Origin of the sequence: Ihuprevotella massiliensis, from assembly GCA_900095835.1 — a bacterium.
Lineage (GTDB): Bacteria > Bacteroidota > Bacteroidia > Bacteroidales > Bacteroidaceae > Alloprevotella > Alloprevotella massiliensis.
Window position 1 is genome coordinate 576,670 of record LT608321.1, and the last position, 16,606, is coordinate 593,275.

Genomic DNA, 16,606 nt, shown 5'->3' on the forward strand with positions numbered 1-16,606 from the left:
AGCCTCGATTATGAAGAAAATCATATTTATGCTCCTCACAGCAGGCTTTCCGCTAATGGTGGGCGCGCAAACCCTCACGTTGCGCCAATGCATAGACCGCGCAGTGGCACGCAATGTCAGTGTGCGACAAGCGCAAGTGGGACAACAGCAGCAAAAGATAGCCTTGGAGTCTGCCAAACAAGCTAGCCTTCCCCAAGTGGGTGCTAGTCTTAACCAAAATCTATCGCTCGGACGCGGACTCACGGCAAACAACACCTATGATACGCGCAACACCTACTCTTCTTCCTTGGGAGTGCATGCCGATATGCCGCTCTTTACAGGCTTCCGCATTGGCAACGAGCGCAAGCGTGCAGAACTCAATCTGCAAGCAGCCACAGCAGACATCGAACGACTGAGTGAAAGCCTGGGATTGCAAGTGACACAAGCCTATTTCCAAGTGCTCTACCAACAAGAATTGCTGCAACAAGCAAAGACCAACTTGCAGCTTTCTCAACTCCAAGAGAGTCGACTTGTTGGTTTGATTCAGGCAGGCAAGGCGGCACAAGTGGAACTCAGTGAGGCACAATCGCGAGTGGCGCAAGACCAAGCCTCTATTGTGCAAGAAGAGAGTCAATATAACTTGGCATTACTCGAACTCTCTCAATTGCTCGAGTTCTCTACACCTGATAGTTTACACATTGCTTCGCCTGCATCACTTCAACTTCCTCATCTGCCAGAAAGTGCTGATGCCGTCTTTGCACTCGCACTTCCTCAGCGTCCTGCACTGCAAGTGGCAAAACTTCGCACAGAAGCTGCACAAATGGGAGTGAAGGTGGCACGTTCGGGTTATCTTCCTACCCTCTCCCTCTCTGCTGGTCTGGGCACTAATTATTACAATACTTCGGGATTCACCAACGAAGCATTCAATAGACAGATTCGCAACAACCTTGCTTCTTCTCTTGCACTCTCTTTGAGCTTTCCCATCTTTGATCGATACAGCACGCGCAATAGTGTGAAACAGGCAAAACTCGAAGTGGTGAATCAACAACTGGAGGAAGAAAATCTCAAAAAAACGCTGTATAAAGAGATTCAAAACGCATATTACAATGCGGTAGCAGCCCAACAAAAGTGGACTGCAGCAAAGACGGCAGAGCAGGCGTCGGAAACCACCCTCAATCTCGTGACAAAGAAATACGAAGCTGGGAAAGCTAATGGCACGGAATACGACGAAGCCCGTAAAAAACACACTAATGCTGCTACTCAACGGCTCACAGCTTATTACGACTATATGTTCCGTACCAAGATTCTGGATTTCTACGCTGGCGAACCGCTGCAATAATGAGCAGACACCTATCATCGCTTAGCATCATCATATAAGCGTTGCCTTGCCCACCCTGCCTTCGCCTTTCTAAATCACAGACAGCGCTCTGCAGATTTCCGAATAAATGGAAAGATGCTCCTACTAGCCATCAAAAACCTCCGAGTTTTCAAATGAAAATTCGGAGATTTTTCAACTATTCCTGCATAAGTAATGAGAATATATGGAAGAGGCATCGAAAAATATCACTAGATCGTAGAAAATAGTTGGCGGATAATCTTAATACCAAATAAAATGCGTATCTTTGTAAAGTCAAACAGACAAACGACCTAGTCGATAATATATTATATCAAAAACAACATATACACTATCTTTCCACCATGAGAGTTATCATCGAACCCGATTACGCAAAATTGTCGCAATGGGCTGCTGATTACGTTGTAAATAAGATCAACGCAGCAAAGCCAACCGCAGAAAAACCCTTCGTTTTGGGATTGCCCACTGGTTCTAGCCCAATCGGCATGTACAAAGCCATCGTGAAGGCTTACCAAGAAGGTCGCGTAAGCTTCAAGCATGTTGTTACCTTCAACATGGACGAATATGTTGGTCTTCCTGAAGAACACCCTGAAAGCTACCACTCTTTCATGGCTACTAACCTCTTCAACCACATCGACTGCCCCAAAGAGAATATTCACCTCCTCAATGGCAACGCTGAAGATTTGGCAGCTGAGTGCGCTCACTATGAACAAATGATTGCCGAATTTGGTGGCATCGACCTCTTCCTCGGTGGCATTGGACCTGACGGTCACCTTGCTTTCAACGAGCCTTACTCTTCTCTCAACAGCCGCACACGCGAAAAGACACTCACAACTGACACTCGCATCGCTAACAGCCGTTTCTTCGGTGGCGACCCTAATGCTGTTCCTGCTACCGCTCTCACTGTAGGTGTTGGCACTGTGATGTCTGCTAAAGAAGTACTCATCCTCTGCAACGGCCACAACAAGGCGCGTGCTTTGCAAGCTGCTATCGAAGGTCCTGTATGCCAAGCTTGGACCATCTCTGCTTTGCAAACTCACCCTCACGGAATTATCGTATGTGACGAGGCGGCTTGCGAAGAAATCAAAGTAGGTACTTACAAGTACTTCAAAGACATCGAAAAGGATAACTTGTAATCCCTACACTTTATCACTTATCTCCCTTTCTTAGCGTGTCTTTGCTCCGCCTTCTCATAGGTGAGCAAAGACACGTTGCTGTTTTTAGAAGACTGTTCGTCTTGCAAGGAAGCCCAGTGACTTCGATGTTCAACCCTCGTACTTCTGAAAACAGATATGCTCACTTTGCTTCTCGGAGCGAAGATTTTTCACCCTTTTTCCATAGACATGCACCCTATTCATCTGATGCCTAAACCTGCTGGTTCGGCGTGCAATTTGGACTGCACTTATTGCTATTATCTCGAAAAACAAAAACTCTATGCAGCGTCTGGCAGACAAGAGATGAGCGATGAGTTGCTGGAGAAATACATCCATGATTATATTGCAACGCAGCCCACCGACAACGTGCTTTTCACTTGGCACGGTGGCGAACCACTTGTGCGTCCTATGAGTTTCTACGAACGTGCCCTCCGTCTGCAAGAGAAACATGCACAAGGAAAGACCATTGAGAATGCGTTGCAAACCAATGGAACTCTACTCACACTAAACTGGTGCAACTTCCTAAAAGACAACAACTTTCTCGTTGGCATATCCATAGATGGAACGCAAGAAATGCACGACCATTATCGAATATCAAGATCGGGACGTGGCACCTGGCGACAAGTGATGCGCGGAGTGGAACTTCTGCAACGCTGTGGCGTGGACTGGAATGCGATGGCTGTGGTGAATGACTTTAATGCACAACATCCCTTAGAGTTTTATCGCTTCTTCAAAACCATTGGTTGCGACTACCTGCAGTTCACTCCTATTGTTGAACGCATCTACCGCCATCCTGATGGTAGACTCTTGGCTTCTCCCATCGAAGGACTGACTACAGCGGAAATGGCTCCGTTTAGCGTGTCGCCCAAAGCGTGGGGTAACTTCTTATGCACCATTTTCGATGAATGGGTGCGCCATGATGTAGGAGAATTCTTCGTACAAATGTTTGATTCTACCTTAGCTGGATGGATGGGAGTCCCTGGAAGTCTATGCACTATGGCAGAAACCTGTGGGCATGCCACAGCGATGGAACATAATGGCGACGTTTATGCTTGTGACCACTATGTATTCCCAGAATTTAAGTTGGGAAATATCATGGAGAAATCGCTAGCATCTATGGTTTATAGCCCAGAACAACAAGAATTTGGAGAGAACAAACGTAAACTCCTCACGCAGCAATGCAAAATGTGTGAGTGGAGATTTGCTTGCCACGGAGATTGTCCACGCACCCGATTCACACAAAGTCTAGAGGGAGAATGGGGACATCCCTATCTCTGCGAAGGTTGGCAACAGTATTATCATCATGTGGCTCCTTACATGGACTTTATGAAACGACAACTTCAAGCAAATTTGCCTCCAGCCAACATTATGAATGTGCTAGCAAAACAAGGAAAACTTTAGGGTTTCCGCTGTAGGGTTTGGCAGACTGAAGAATAAATGCTAAATTTGCAGGAAGATATAAAGGCGTTTTTCAGAAGAATCGCCCTAACTAATCCACTATCAACGAAACACCGAGCATTTTTTGATGCTCTCCAAGCTACAACCCTATGGGAATTTTCTCTAAATTCTTTGGTGGCTCCTCAAAAAGCGTACAAGAACAAGGCTGGCGCGTGGGAGGTACTGAGGATTTCATGACGCTTATTCGCGTATACTACCAAGCCGTTATGGCTTCTTCTTTTGGTCTTCGTGACCTTCGTGCCCTACCCGATCTTAGAGTCTTCAAACAAACACTTAAGGTGCAGACCCTCAATAACAAGATTGGTCTAGCAGAAAAAAATAAGTGCAAGAAGATGATGAATGAGATTTATGGTATCTCAGACACCTTCTTCAAAGAAATCGATGATAGCATAAAACGTCGTTGCAGAAACGTGAATGACATGCAGACTTATCTCTTTCAGTTTCAGGGATTCACCCAAGAGTTGATGATGCTAATGGGCAACTTAATGAGCTGGAAGTTCCGTCTTCCCTCATTCCTTCGTGGTGCACTGCGCAACTTGACCGAAAAGTCAGTTCGTGACATCTTCACCAAGAACTCTTGGAGTGATGCGAGTGTGCAGAAAGCCGTGATGAATGTGCGTGGCTACCAAGCTCAACTTGGATATTCACAAGCATGGATGACAGAGTTTGTCTACAACGTGCTAATGCTCGCTAAGAAAGAGCCAAAGGCTGACACAAAAGATGCGTAAACTTTGGCAAGAGTATTCATTGAAGAATTCATGACTGCCTATGACTGCCGAAGAAGAAAAGATATTACATCTATTTGAAACGCATGTTCGCCAGCTCATCATCAAGCATAAAGACACGCTTGAACACAATAAAGAGCTTAATCAGGCTTTAACAGAAGAGAAAACACGCGTTCAAGAATTGGAACAACGTATTGCAACTCTCGAACAGCAATATGCAAATCTCAAAATGGCCAAGATGATAGAAATCACAACGGCCGAAAACCAAGCAGCACAAAAGCGAATCAATAAGCTGATTCGCGAAATCGACAAGTGCATTGCTTTGTTAAATGTGTAAGTTTGACAGCAGATTAACATGCCCAACACAAGTGATAAGCTACAAATCAGATTGCTGATTAATAACCAGCCATACATGTACACAGTGCCTCGTGAAAAGGAGGAACTGTTTCGTAAGGCAGCTGACATGATTAACAGCAAATTTAATGTCTACCGCACAGCACAGCCTAATCACAGTGCAGACCGCTATAGTACTACGGTGCTGGTAGACTTTGCCATGCAAATTCTCCAAATGCAACAGGAGAAAAGCGTGGATCCACTAGTAACTTCTATGAAGCAGCTCAACTTAGAAGTTGAAGAAGCACTCAAGGAGGAATAAAAGATTGGAAGCATTCTGCGACACTCTTCCATCACCCCTACAACAATAACCGCAACAAGACATAATTCTATACAAAGATAATGACCTACTTTATCATAGCTTTAGTAGCGCTCTTAGTGGGCGGAAGCGGAGGATATCTCTGTTTTCGCTACATTTTGACGTCTATCTACAAACACAAACTCGACGAAGCCACAAAAGAGGCAGACGTAATCAAGGAGAAAAAACTTTTAGAAGTCAAGGAGAAATTCTTGAACAAAAAGGCTGAACTTGAAAAAGAGGTTCAACAACGCAATCAACATATACTCCAAACGGAGAATAAGTTGAAACAACGCGAAATGAGTCTCAACAAACGCCAAGAAGAAATCAATCGCTCGAAGCAAGAATTGGACACTCACCAAAATCGTGTCAAGAATCAAGAGGCGCTGTTGCAACGTAAAGAAGAAGAGCTTAGCAAAATGCACCAGCGCGAAATTGAAAAGCTCGAGGAACTCTCTGGAATTTCAGCGGAGGAAGCTAAAAATCAGCTCATTGAGGGTCTGAAAGCAGAGGCACACAGCCACGCTCAAAGCTACATCAATGAGATTATGGATGAAGCTAAAATCAATGCAAACAAAGAGGCTAAGCGCATCGTCATTCAGACGATTCAGCGCGTTGCTACTGAAACAGCAATTGAGAATAGTGTTACCGTTTTCCACATCGATAACGATGAAGTGAAAGGTCGCATCATCGGACGTGAAGGTCGTAACATCCGAGCTCTAGAAGCGGCTACTGGTGTAGAAATCGTAGTGGATGACACTCCAGAAGCCATTGTAATCAGTGCATTTGACCCCGTGCGTCGTGAAATAGCTCGTTTGGCGCTTCACCATCTCATTTCTGATGGTCGCATCCACCCTGCTCGCATCGAAGAAGTGGTATCCAAGGTGTCTAAGCAAGTGGAAGAAGAAGTGATTGAAACCGGTAAACGTACCGCTATTGATTTGGGCATCCATGGTCTTCACCCCGAGTTGATTCGTATCGTGGGTAAAATGAAATATCGCTCCTCTTATGGACAAAACTTGTTGCAACATGCTCGTGAAACTGCAAATCTCTGTGGTATCATGGCAGCAGAACTAGGGTTGAATCCTAAGAAAGCTAAGCGTGCCGGTCTGTTGCACGACATAGGTAAGGTACCCGATGAAGAAACAGAATTGCCACACGCACTGTACGGAGCAAAAATTGCTGAAAAATATAAAGAAAAGCCCGATATCTGCAACGCCATTGGTGCTCACCATGATGAGATTGAAATGACCTCTCTCATTGCGCCTATTGTACAAGTTTGCGATGCTATCTCTGGTGCACGTCCTGGTGCACGTCGAGAAATCGTAGAAGCCTATGTGAAGCGCTTGAACGATTTAGAGAACATAGCCATGAGTTATCCTGGCGTAATGAAGACCTACGCCATCCAGGCTGGCCGCGAACTGCGCGTTATTGTTGGTGCTGATAAGATTGACGACAAGGAGATTGAAAACCTCTCCAACAATATCGCTACACGCATCCAAAACGAGATGACTTACCCTGGCCAGGTGAAGATTACCGTCATCCGTGAGACGAGATCAGTGAGCTACGCTAAATAATTCTGTTCCGTATTTGGAGAAGGCTATGCAAAAGTGCACGCCTTCTTCATTTCTTTGCACTTATAATGCAATAAAAACAATAGTGTAGCGTTAGCCTATAAACGAACGATGAGAAAGTCCACTTCGTGTGGAGGTGCCTCTATCTTGTTAGTCATGCAACAACACCATAGCTCCAAAACCGCAGACTCTATTTGTCATGAATATTTAGATTCGATGAAGAAGCCTCATCTTCTTCATCGAATCTCTAAACGATTTTTTGATTTATTCTTTTCCTTTGTTGGTATTGTCATTATTTCTCCAGTCTTTTTGGCAGTGTTGATACTCCAGTGGATCACAACACCAGGGACTCCCTTTTTTAGACAAGAACGCATCGGGAAAGGCGGAAAACCATTTCACATCATTAAGTTCCGCACGATGGAACTTAATGCAGAAGCTGACGGTCCACAATTGGTCAACACCACCAATTCCACTCGCTTCACACGTTGCGGGCAATTTTTGCGAAAACATCATTTGGACGAACTCCCACAGCTATGGAACGTCCTTGTAGGCGAAATGTCTTTCGTGGGCTACCGCCCTGAACGTGCCTATTTCATCAAGCAAATCATGGAGCGCGACAATCGTTACGCTTTGCTCTATACCACACGCCCTGGTATCACTTCTGAAGCCGCAATTTACAATGGATATACAGACACTATAGACAAAATGTTGCGCCGTCTAGAAATGGACCTTGACTACCAAAATCGTCTCTCACTTTGGACTGATTTGAAAATCATCTTTGCTACTGCTGTTGTGTTCTTCACAGGTAGACAAGATGCTTCGCAAAATTCCTAGCCAATACAAGCTTATGAAAGTCTTCAAATACCTCCTTCTTTCTCTCTCCTTCATCTTTTGTAGTGGACTGCTCTTTGCGCAGTCCACTATGACCGATAGTCAAATCATGGACTATATCGTCAAAGAAAATGCAAAAGGAACACCTCGCTCTCAAATTGTTACCCAACTCATGGAGAGAGGGGTGACTGTGGATCGAATCCAAAAGATTCGTCGCAACTATGAGCGTCAACAGAAGAAGGAAGTACAAGGTGCTGTCAACATCTCAGGAGTGGATAGTAAAACAGCTAAGCGATTACGACAAAACAATGGCGATATTCGTGAAGAATCCTCCAAGACAAACAAAAACTTTCCCACGAAAAACAAACAAAAAGTGGATGAAAGTAAACTAACCCCATATCAACGTCAACGCTATCGCGAACAACAAGAGTTGGATTTGGATGAAAACCTAAGCTTCATACTTCCCGACTCTTTAGAAATGTATGAGCGAGAGATGCTTCAGATTGATCAAAACAAAAAGAAAGTCTTTGGTCGAGACATCTTCAATAACAAAAAGCTCTCTTTCGAATCGGAAATGAACATAGCCACACCCAGTGACTATTTGTTGGGACCTGGAGACGCAGTGTATGTAGACGTGTGGGGAGCATCTCAAAAACAATTTGAATCTACAGTCTCCCCCGAAGGTGTGATTAACATCGAAGGATATGGTCCAATCAATGTCAATGGACTCACCGTTGCACAAGCCAACCAACGTTTGCGCTCTACTTTGGGCTCACGTTTCGGCGGATCACAGATAAAACTCACCGTGGGTCAAACTAAGACCATCACAGTAAATGTGATGGGTGAGGTAAAGACTCCTGGCACTTATACTGTGTCAGCTTTTGCCACTGTGTTCCATGCTCTATATATGGCGGGCGGAGTCAATGATATCGGAACATTGCGTAGCATCAAAGTGTTACGTAAAGGCCGTTTGGTATCGACGGTCGATATCTATGACTACATCCTTAATGGAAAACTAACGGGCAACATTCGTCTGACCTCTGACGATGTCATTTACGTGGACACATACGATTGTTTAGTAAACATTTCGGGCAAGGTAAAACGTCCCATGTTCTACGAAATGAAAAAGACGGAGAGTGTGAACACCTTGATTAAATACGCAGGTGGATTCACTGGTGATGCTTTTAGCGACAATATCACCCTCATCCGAAAGGCAGGTGGAACAATGAGCATATATAGCCTCAACGAATTTGAAAGAGGCAAGTTTCAACTCCAAGATGCCGACTCTGTTTGGGTGGATTCTGTGCTTGATCGCTACAAAAATCTCGTAGAAATCCGAGGTGCAGTCATGCGTCCTGGTAAGTATCAGATGGATGGCAACATCTCTACCCTTCGTCAACTCATACAAACCGCAGGTGGCCTCACAGAAGATGCCATTTCCACTCGAGGTATCATTCATCGCTATCGTGCAGACCGAACATTAGAAGTGAAAAACTTCAACGTGGGCGAATTGATGCAGCACAAAGAAGCAGACGTCCCTCTCCAGAATGAGGATGCCGTCTTTATACCTTCGCGCAAAGATACCAACGAAGAATTACTCCTCACCATCAACGGCGAAGTGAGATACCCAGGTTCGTACCAGTATGCAGAGAACAGCAGTATTGAGTCACTCATTCTACAAGCTGGCGGATTGACCGATAAAGCCAGTGTAGCAAAGGTGGATATTGCGCGTCGATTCCGCGACAAGAAAGCTGTATCTTCTGGCGAACAAGTGGCACAATTCTTTAGTTTCTCGCTGAAGGACGGTTTTATCATCGATGGTACTCCTGATTTCGTACTCCAGCCTTTCGACGAAGTCTACGTTCGCACCTCACCAGGATATGTAGAACAACAGCACGTTAAGGTTGAAGGTGAAGTACAATTTCAAGGTACTTATGTGATTACTAAGAAAAAATACCGCCTCACCGACCTTATTGCTGCGGCTGGTGGACTCACAAAAGAAGCCTATGCCAAAGGAGCTCGTCTAGAACGTCAACTCACTGATGTTGAAAAACTCAAGCAACAAGAGTTAATCAAAATTGCGACGCTTAACGACAGCACCGACATTCGCAAAATTCAAATTAACGACGTGCCTTATGTAGCGATTCATCTAGAATCTGCTATGACCAATCCTGGCGATGACCGCTGGGACGTCATTCTTCGCGAAGGCGATCGCCTCATCATTCCACAGTTCACCAACACTGTAAGCGTAAGTGGTGAAGTGATGTACCCCACTACCCTAGCCTACACTCCTGGCGCCAGCCTTTCACACTACATCGATCAATGTGGTGGTTATAGTCTGAAGTCAAAGAAAAGCAGAGTGTTTGCCATCCAAATGAATGGTACCGTGAAGCGTGTGCGCTCTTCTCGAGACATTCAGCCCGGTAGCAACATCGTGGTTCCTGCCAGGCCTAAGCGTCAAGGTATGAATCTAACTCAGCTCATTTCGCTGGTCATGAGTCTGACAACTCTAGCAGCAGTAGCAGTGAGTGCACTGAAAAGATAAAGCAAACTATTTCTATCTAGATAATATTATAATCTCACCACGTCTGTAAAGGCGTCACCACCCATGAGCACCAGCAGAAAGTTCTCTAAAGGTCTAGGTTGGGGAGTCATCGACAACTTCTCGGGCACAGGTATCAACTTCATCGTTGGTATCCTGCTGGCTCGTGCTTTGTCGCCAGAAGCCTATTCTGTTATTGGACTTTCGCTCATATTAGTCACCATCTCCAATATCATTGCTGATGGAGGTATATCAACAGCCTTGATCCGCAAGAGCAAAGTAAGTCCCGCCGATTATAACACAGGCTTCTTTCTCAATACACTCACAGCAGTCATAGTCTATGGTATCCTCTTTCTTTGCGCCCCCCCCTTTGCTCAAAGTTTAGAGCTTCCCATTCTCACAGATACTGTCCGATGGTTAGGGCTGATCGTCATCATTGCAGCCTTCTCCATTGTCCCTAAAGCCCAGCTGACCAAAGCCCTTAACTTCAAAACGCAAGCGCTTGCTTCTCTATCCTCTTCTTTGATAGCGGCAACAATAGCTGTTTTGATGCTCTATAAAGGCTATGGCATCTGGTCTTTTATTGTTCAGCAAATTGTGAGACAATCCCTATACACACTAACACTTTGGAGTTTCATTCGCCAAGTTCCACGTTGGCAATTTGTCTCGGCCTCTGCTCGTGAACTGTCCTCATTTGGATCGCGAATTCTTCTGTCAGGTCTTATAGACGCGGTGTACAATAACCTCTACTATTTCATCATAGGAAAAGTCTTTAAGCCACACACCCTTGGACTATATTCGCGTTCTGAGCACTTCTCTTCCATCCTTTCTATCAATTTTGCTATGGTATTGCAGCGTGTCTCTTTACCCGTTTTGACGCAACATAAGCACGATGAGCAGCAGTTTACCCAATTCATACGTACACTCCTCAGCAAGTCCTCCCTTCTCTTCTCCATTCTATTTGCGATAATAGCCGGAACCGCCGACCAGCTCATACTTGTCATCATCGGCCCTCAGTGGATTGAAGCTGCACCGATACTGCGCCTTCTCTGCATTTCGGCTTTGTTTCAGCCCCTCATCGTAGTTCATCAGAATGTCTTGCAAGTTTATGGCGAAGCCAAACTTTTTCTACGCATAGAAGTTGCCAAGAAACTTATGGCTGTTTGCATTGTTGCCATTACCTTGTTCACAGGATTCACAGCGCTAATTTGGGGCATTGTCGCTATTGCTGTCTTATCATTTTTTATCAATGCCTATTTCGGCAATCGACATCTGCATAACTACTCGTGGCAACAACAGGTAAAAGACATCTTCCCTTACCACACCACTGCTCTCATCATCGGAATCTGTCTATATGCTATAGGTAGAACAACTTTACCACTTTGGGAAATAATCCTCTTACAGTGTGGTGTTGCCATGGTATTATTGGCAATCATTTTTACCCAATTCTTGAAAGCTGATTTCCATTTTCTCCAACAAAAATTTAAATCACTCACCTAGACCATGTCAGCTCATCGTCCTCTTCTCACCGTCGTCACAGTAGTGCGAAATGCATCAGACGACATTATCAAGACTTTCGAGAGCATAGCTGCGCTAAAGTCACCAGATTTAGAATATATCGTCTTAGATGGAGGAAGCACAGACGGTACCATCGAGCAAATACAGCGTTTTAGTCACATTATTGACTACTGGTACAGTCGCCCAGATGGAGGTATCTATTTTGCAATGAACGAGGCACTGCAATATGCTCATGGACATTTCGTTGTGAACATGAATGCAGGTGACAGTCTTCTCTCAATCCCTACAGAAGCACTCAAAACTCTGTTAGCAACAGACCATGATATGCTCTGTTGTCCCGTAGTTACCGACGGAGGATTCAATCATTTTCCCTTATGGGATGAAAGAATCAAACGTTTCAACACAGTACCTCACCAAGGATGCTTCTACAAACTCGAGATTTTCCACCAGCATCGCTACGATATCCGCTATAAAGTTTTTGCAGATTTCGATCTCAACCAAAGACTTTTTGCAATGGGCTTCAAAGCAAAACTGAATGACCAAGTGGTTTCCTTCCATAGTCTTGATGGAGTATCCAACAATCGCAAATACAGCCGTGAGATGTTCACCATCGTACGACGCAATTTTGGACTTTGTGGCCAACTTTCTTCTTGGCTACACTTCAAAAAGGAAGGTATAAAAGCAAGACTTAATCGTTGGTTTGGCATCAAAATTAATGATGCAACAAAACAATATCACTCTCATGCGTGAATTTGATTTCTCTTCTCTCCTCAAAACTTGGAACCAACATAAGTTCCAATTTGTCATCAATGGGTTTATTACCATTATATGTGGTCTTGTCATAGCTTTCAGCATACCTAAAACCTATACTTCAAAGGTGAGCATGGCATCAGAATCTCAAAAAGACAGTAAACTCTCTGGGATGATGGGCAACCTTTCCTCTTTGGCAGGCATCAACTTGGGCAACAGCGAAGATGCTATCAGCCCAAACTTATATCCAGATGTCGTATCTACCAATAAGTTTCTTATCAAACTGTTGCAAACCCCCGTCAAAACGCATCAAAAGAAAGCCTATCCCACCTACGCAGCCTATCTAGAAACCGAAAGCCGCACACCTTGGTGGACCACTGCTATCAAAGCAACAATCAAAGGCATCAAATCTATCTTTTCAAAGAGTAAGGATGAAGATCCCATCACCAACAAGAAGATTGACCCTAATCATCTCACGGTGGAACAAGAAACCATGGTAAAAGCGATGCAAGGCAGCATCATCTGCTCCGTTGACAAAGAGACAGACGTCATCACCATTGCCGTTTCTGACCAAGATCCCGAAGTAGCCAAACAAATGGTCGACGTGGCACAAGCGAATCTCCAAGAGTTTATCAAGGAATATCGCACTAATAAAGCACGCACCGACTATCACTATTATCATAGTTTGGCGCAACAACTTCAAAAGAAATACACTGCCATTCAGCACAAATATGCAGCTTTTGCAGACTCACACATAGATGCTTCTCTCAAGAGCGTGACCACAGTAGAAAGCGATCTTGAAAATGAAATGCAAAATGCCTTTACTGCCTACACTCAAATGAAGCAGCAGGCCAGCATGTCAGAAGCAAAAATTCAAGAACGCACTCCCGTGTTCACCATCATTGATGACGCAGCCGTACCCAACCGCCCTACCTCTCCAAAAAAGATTATGCTTCTCATGGCCTTTCTTTTCGTTGGAATCGTTGGAACTGCAGCTTACTACTACCTCCGTCTGCTATTTTCAAAACCCACGACTTCTCAGAGTGAGCCTTCTTTTAGTGAAGGTCTAGACAACGATAATTCAATCGAAGATTTACCATTAACCTCCAGTGAACTCCCTGAAGGGTTTAACTCTTCTCTTTAATCAGAATAGAAGAAGTCTATTGCGGACTCACAATAGAGCAATTCGTCACATACAAATCAAGTACAAAACGAAGTTTTCCCCCTAATTGTCGCCCCATCATAACCGACAGTTTGAATATGTCAGCACTATTAGCACCACATACTCCCTATCCCTTTCTAAAGAAAGTGGGCAATTTCATTTTTGCCCTCTTTCTTTTGGTGTTAATGCTCGACCCCTCCAATAGTGTTCTTCATCTCAAAGACAAGCTATTCATTCTATTCTTAGGTTTTAATATCCTTTTCTATCGCCCTGATTGGCGCTTTCTGCCACATATCTTAGGGGTATTTATGGTCATCTCCATAGGATATATCCTTGCAGAAATGCAAGGAGCTTCCATAGACTACGAATATCTGAATGGCGTGTTCAAAAGTATGGCTCCCCTCACGTTGCTCCTGTGGGTGCGCCATTATGATGTTTTACGATTGTCTATCGTTCCAACGCTCATCACCACCATCGTCATCCTCACCCTCTACGCGCTCATTTGCTCTAGCCCTATTTTTGAATTTGCGCTCTTCACCTATTCGCAAGAGCACAATGAAATGGTGATGATCACCCGACGCAATTGGTTAGGTGTGCAAGTGTTTGGTATGTACTACCGCTCCATCGTGAGTTTAATCCCTGTGCTTTATTGGGTTCTTTTCGCGAGTTTCACTCAACAGTTAAAACCCTTTTGGCGCAAACTCGGATACACCCTTTTAGGCATCCTACTCACGATTGCTTTCTTCATCAGCGGCACACGTGCTATGATGCTCACTCCCTTGTTCATCATAGGGATCATCAGCTACAACTGGATCAACAAGCGTCCGAAGGCGAAGTATTTCTTCTATCCTCTATTGGCTCTGGCAGGAATAGCCTTCCTATTCTTCATTGGACTTCTTGCCACACAAAAAGGTGATGTCTCCAATGCCATCAAGTACGGACACCTATCCTCCTACTTAGACCTCTTCAATGAACATCCAGAATACCTCTTTTGGGGACAGGGCACTGGCACACTCTTTTATTCCGAAGGATTTAGACGGCTCACAGCTCAAACAGAGTGGATTTACATCGAATTGCTCCGTAATTATGGACTGTTAGCTATAGCCATCCTTGCGGTGTATCTCTATCCGCTCAAAGTTCTCTTCCAACACAGAAAAGATGCTTTCAATATGGGACTCTTTCTTACCTATTTTGCATTTTTGCTCGTTGCCGGTACCAACCCCTTTCTCCTCAACTCCCAAGGTATGACCGTGTTGTGGATGATTTATGCACACATCATTCACCTCCGAAAGCCCAACTCTCTCCCACTTGGCTCTGCAACATGACTTCAGCTACTCTCTCTCTCCTTCCCGTTGTGGTCATCTATCGTTGTCGATGGCAAGATGCCCGGAGCATCCAAAGTCTGCTCACGGACTATTCTGGCACCATCTATATTGGCGACAATTCACCTGCCGATTTTGAAGTTGACACCCAGTCATTGCCCGAACAGTTAGTCTATCAGCGAGCAACCGACAACCCAGGATTATCGCACCACTACAATACAGCAGCACGCTATGCAGCAACACATGGCTACACTCATCTCTTGCTACTCGACCAAGATACGCTCTTTCCGCCTCATGCATTAGAACAGTATTTGCAAATTTCAGAAAGTACCATCGTAGCTGCACCATCATTAACCACTCACACGGGAGCTTTCTCGCCTGCCACCATCGATACATGGAGCATCAAGGCTGCATATCTGACCGCTGGCGAACATTCCCTCTTCGATTACGCTCCAGTCAATAGCGGACTCTGTGTGCGAGTCGAAGACTTTCTAGCCGTTGGAGGCTACAACGAAAAAGTGGCACTCGACTTTGCCGACTTTCAGTTCATACGCCGCATACGCCAGCGCACCACACATTTTACCCTGCTGCCACTGACGGCGCAACAAGATTTTTCCAACCATCAAACGCGTACAGAAGTCTTACTTCCACGCTATCGACTCTACCTCAAGAGCGCACGACACTGCGAGTTTGACATCACAAAAGCGAAATGGCAACATCACTATCAAGTGTTGCGCCACACCCTCGCTCTCAGCCTTCGCACACGCTCTCTTAGATTCCTCACCACTCTCTTTACGCATTATCTTTTTCAAACATGATATCTGTCTGCATAGCCACTTACAATGGTGCTTCAACCCTCCACGCACAACTAGCTTCCATTCTTCCCCAACTATCAGAAGACGATGAAGTCATTGTGTCGGACGATGGTTCGACAGACAACACAAAACAAGTAGTAGAATCCTTTCAAAGTCCACTTATTCGTTGGGTCAAAGGTCCCTGCAATGGCTCACTCATCAGCAATTTTGAGCATGCATTACAAGTGGCAAAAGGAGATTACATCTTCCTTTCAGACCAAGACGATGTGTGGATGCCCAATAAGGTGGAAGAAATGATGATCCCCATTCGCAACGGTTACGACTGCGTCATCAGCGACTGTCATGTCACGGACCAATCATTGAATGTGGTGCATCCCTCCTTCTTTGAACTCACAGGAATGAAGTCCGGAAAGTGGTACAATCTCTTGTTGCACAACTACTACCTAGGTTGTTGCATGTTGTTTACCCGAAGAGTCGTTGAAAAAGCCCTCCCCTTCCCCAAGCAATTACCGATGCACGACATTTGGATTGGCAATGTGGCTGCTTTCTTCTTCAATACTTATTTCCTCCACCAACCCCTCATTCTCTTCCGTCGCCACGGCAACAATGCATCGTGCACAGCCCAAAAGAGTCCCTACACTCTAAAAGAAAAAGTCCTTTTCCGCCTGCGCATTCTGCTTCCTCTCTTCAAACGCATCCTCTCTTCAAAACTTCTAACTCGATAATTCTGA

General features: G+C 44.9%; 15 protein-coding genes. All 15 read left to right on the forward strand.

Annotated features, from left to right (window positions below; all coding sequences use genetic code 11):
* Window positions 1-10: 10 nt before the first annotated feature.
* The 15 genes from BQ2633_RS02550 to BQ2633_RS02620 all read left to right on the forward strand — a co-directional run bounded on the left by BQ2633_RS02550 (window position 11) and on the right by BQ2633_RS02620 (window position 16,600).
* Window positions 11-1,318 carry a TolC family protein gene (locus BQ2633_RS02550; RefSeq protein WP_083233909.1) on the forward strand — a complete coding sequence of 436 codons (1,308 nt, stop codon included), beginning with the start codon at window positions 11-13 and terminating at the stop codon, window positions 1,316-1,318.
* Between the two features lie 359 nt (window positions 1,319-1,677).
* The gene (gene nagB / locus BQ2633_RS02555) at window positions 1,678-2,469 is read left to right on the forward strand and encodes a glucosamine-6-phosphate deaminase (protein ID WP_075564886.1); all 792 of its coding nucleotides are present in this window, start codon (window positions 1,678-1,680) and stop codon (window positions 2,467-2,469) included.
* Window positions 2,470-2,625: 156 nt separating this feature from the next.
* A complete protein-coding gene (locus tag BQ2633_RS02560; RefSeq protein WP_075564887.1) occupies window positions 2,626-3,888 on the forward strand; it encodes an anaerobic sulfatase-maturation protein in 1,263 nt (420 codons plus the stop codon).
* Window positions 3,889-4,034: 146 nt separating this feature from the next.
* Window positions 4,035-4,673, forward strand: a complete 639-nt coding sequence (locus BQ2633_RS02565; RefSeq protein WP_075564888.1) for a hypothetical protein — start codon at window positions 4,035-4,037, stop codon at window positions 4,671-4,673.
* 40 nt (window positions 4,674-4,713) lie between these two features.
* Window positions 4,714-5,007, forward strand: coding sequence for a hypothetical protein (locus BQ2633_RS02570; RefSeq protein ID WP_075564889.1), 294 nt, complete (start codon window positions 4,714-4,716; stop codon window positions 5,005-5,007).
* Between the two features lie 18 nt (window positions 5,008-5,025).
* Window positions 5,026-5,325 (forward strand): cell division protein ZapA, encoded by a 300-nt coding sequence (locus BQ2633_RS02575; protein WP_083233910.1) that lies wholly within the window; start codon window positions 5,026-5,028, stop codon window positions 5,323-5,325.
* An 80-nt stretch (window positions 5,326-5,405) separates the two neighbouring features.
* On the forward strand, window positions 5,406-6,938 hold the full coding sequence (gene rny, locus BQ2633_RS02580; protein WP_075564891.1) for a ribonuclease Y: 1,533 nt from the start codon (window positions 5,406-5,408) through the stop codon (window positions 6,936-6,938).
* A gap of 213 nt (window positions 6,939-7,151) precedes the next feature.
* The gene (locus tag BQ2633_RS02585; RefSeq protein ID WP_141700113.1) at window positions 7,152-7,769 is read left to right on the forward strand and encodes a sugar transferase; all 618 of its coding nucleotides are present in this window, start codon (window positions 7,152-7,154) and stop codon (window positions 7,767-7,769) included.
* Between the two features lie 13 nt (window positions 7,770-7,782).
* Window positions 7,783-10,311, forward strand: a complete 2,529-nt coding sequence (locus BQ2633_RS02590) for an SLBB domain-containing protein (RefSeq protein ID WP_176720078.1) — start codon at window positions 7,783-7,785, stop codon at window positions 10,309-10,311.
* 63 nt (window positions 10,312-10,374) lie between these two features.
* Window positions 10,375-11,808 carry a lipopolysaccharide biosynthesis protein gene (locus BQ2633_RS02595; RefSeq protein WP_075564893.1) on the forward strand — a complete coding sequence of 478 codons (1,434 nt, stop codon included), beginning with the start codon at window positions 10,375-10,377 and terminating at the stop codon, window positions 11,806-11,808.
* A gap of 3 nt (window positions 11,809-11,811) precedes the next feature.
* The gene (locus BQ2633_RS02600; protein WP_075564894.1) at window positions 11,812-12,576 is read left to right on the forward strand and encodes a glycosyltransferase; all 765 of its coding nucleotides are present in this window, start codon (window positions 11,812-11,814) and stop codon (window positions 12,574-12,576) included.
* Window positions 12,569-13,720, forward strand: coding sequence for a GNVR domain-containing protein (locus tag BQ2633_RS02605; RefSeq protein ID WP_176720079.1), 1,152 nt, complete (start codon window positions 12,569-12,571; stop codon window positions 13,718-13,720). The genes BQ2633_RS02600 and BQ2633_RS02605 overlap by 8 nt, the downstream gene beginning before the upstream one ends.
* Before the next feature lie 116 nt (window positions 13,721-13,836).
* Entirely contained in the window at window positions 13,837-15,063 is a 1,227-nt protein-coding gene (locus tag BQ2633_RS02610) for a hypothetical protein (protein WP_141700114.1), read from the forward strand.
* Window positions 15,060-15,878, forward strand: a complete 819-nt coding sequence (locus BQ2633_RS02615) for a glycosyltransferase family protein (protein WP_075564897.1) — start codon at window positions 15,060-15,062, stop codon at window positions 15,876-15,878. Before BQ2633_RS02610 ends, BQ2633_RS02615 begins: the two co-directional genes overlap by 4 nt.
* On the forward strand, window positions 15,875-16,600 hold the full coding sequence (locus BQ2633_RS02620; protein WP_075564898.1) for a glycosyltransferase family 2 protein: 726 nt from the start codon (window positions 15,875-15,877) through the stop codon (window positions 16,598-16,600). The genes BQ2633_RS02615 and BQ2633_RS02620 overlap by 4 nt, the downstream gene beginning before the upstream one ends.
* Window positions 16,601-16,606 lie beyond the last annotated feature (6 nt).